This window comes from Sandarakinorhabdus sp. (assembly GCF_040398645.1).
Taxonomy (GTDB): Bacteria; Pseudomonadota; Alphaproteobacteria; order Sphingomonadales; family Sphingomonadaceae; genus Sandarakinorhabdus.
Genome location: NZ_JBBATR010000022.1, coordinates 13,236 through 15,059 on the forward strand (window position 1 = coordinate 13,236; position 1,824 = coordinate 15,059).

The window sequence follows — 1,824 nt, forward strand, 5'->3', positions numbered from 1 at the left end:
GCGCTTCCCGGCGAACTGTCAGGCGCGCTTCCCGGCGCGGTGCGCATGGCCGAACAAAATGCCATCGCCCGCGCGCTGGCTGGCAATGGCAATCGCCGCGATGCGGCGCGATCATTGGGCATTTCGGAACGCACGCTGCGCTACAAGCTTGCCAGCTTGCGCAGCGGTGATGGCCCATCGGCCATGGTGCAATAATGCTGCCGCCAGTCGACAGCAGTGCAATCCTGAAAATGCGCCAGCAGATACTGGCGCGCAGCGATGCGTTGGGGGCACCGTTTGGCCAGGGTGCAGCAAACACCGGGCTTGTGCCGGGGGCTGGCGGTATTGGCGGCGCAGGCACGCCGGCACCGCGCTTTGGCGCGGCGCTGGACACGGCGCTGCGCCAGGTCAGCGCCATTCAGGATCAGGCCAGCGCCGCCGTGACGGCCTTTGAAACCGGGCAAACCCACGATCTCGCCAGTGTGATGGTGGCCCGCCAGAAAGCCTCACTTGCCTTTGAAGCCACGTTGCAGGCGCGCAATCGCCTGATCGGGGCCTACAAAGACGTTATGAACATGCCGTTGTGATGGCCGCCACGCTGGCTGGGGCCGCCTGAACCATGAGCGACACCGCTGTTCTTGCGCCAAATTCGGCTGTGCCCGCTGCAACAGGCGCCGATGCGCCCGGATCGCAGCCGCTGGCCCGGCGCATGCGCGGCTTCATGTCCGATCCGGCGGTGGTGGCGGCGCGGCCGGCCTTGATCGTGATTGCCGTGCTGGCGGCGCTGGCGCTGGCCGTGATGGCGCTGCGCACACCCGATTGGCGGCCGCTGTGGCCGGGATTGTCCGATGCCGATGCGGCCGCTGTCACCCAGGCGCTGGCGGCAGCCAATTTTGATCACCGGGTCAATGCGGATACCGGCACAGTCGAGGTCGCGGCCGGCGATGTGGCGCGGGCGCGCATCTTGCTGGCGGGCCAGGGCCTGCCCAAATCCAGTGCAGCGGCGGCTGGTTCCGGGCTGGACAACATGCCGCTGGGCGCGTCCCGCTCGGTCGAGGCGGCGCGGCTGAAGGCGTCGCTTGAGCGGGAGCTGGCAGCGTCGGTCGAAGCCATCGACGGCGTCAAGGCAGCGCGCGTGCATGTCGCCACGCCCGAACCATCGGTGTTCATCCGTGACCGCGCCGCACCATCCGCCAGTGTGTTCATCACGCTGGCGCCGGGCCGCAGCCTGTCCGAATCCCAGGTGCGCGCCGTGATCTGGCTGGTGGCCACCTCCGTTCCCGGTCTGGCCGGTGATCGGGTGAGCGTGGTCGATCAGTCCGGCAGCCTGCTGTCGGCGGGCGTTTCGGGCGATGGCCAGCAACTTGCCTATCAGCAGCGCCTGGAAGGCCTGGTGCGCGAACGCCTGATGAAGCTGCTCACGCCGATGCTCGGCCCCGGGCGGTTTACCGCTGAAGTGGCTGCCGATGTCGATTTTTCGCAGAACGAAGCGGCCAGCGAACGCTTTCAGCCGCAAGGCACCGTGCGCAGCGAACAAACCAGCCGCAACATGGAATCGGCGCCGCCGCCCGCCGCCGGCATTCCCGGCGCCCTGACCAACACCGTGCCGCAGGCCGCGCAGGTGACGGGCAATCCGCCGCCGGCCGGTGCTGCGGCCACTGCGCCGCCGGCCACCACCGCCGAAACCGCCGCGCGCAATTATGAAATCGGCAAGGATATATCGGTCACCCGCGCTGGCGCGCCGCGCGTCAAGCGCCTGTCGGTGGCCGTGGTGGTGGACAGTGCTGCGCTGGGCAAGACGGCGGCCAAGGATATCGCCAACATCCAGCGGCTGGTGCGCGGCGC

3 protein-coding genes are annotated in these 1,824 nt (G+C 68.6%); all 3 read left to right on the top strand.

Features of this window, described 5'->3' with window-relative positions; translation table 11 throughout:
- Positions 1-195, top strand: a 195-nt coding sequence (locus tag ABWP50_RS07040; protein ID WP_353217286.1) for a helix-turn-helix domain-containing protein, incomplete at its 5' end; no start/stop codon positions are given.
- Complete coding sequence (fliE, locus tag ABWP50_RS07045; protein WP_353217287.1) at positions 195-566, top strand: flagellar hook-basal body complex protein FliE; 372 nt, start codon at positions 195-197, stop codon at positions 564-566. The genes ABWP50_RS07040 and fliE, both read left to right, overlap by 1 nt.
- 32 nt (positions 567-598) lie before the next feature.
- A partial coding sequence (fliF, locus tag ABWP50_RS07050; RefSeq protein WP_353217288.1) for a flagellar basal-body MS-ring/collar protein FliF occupies positions 599-1,824 on the top strand: 1,226 nt, incomplete at its 3' end.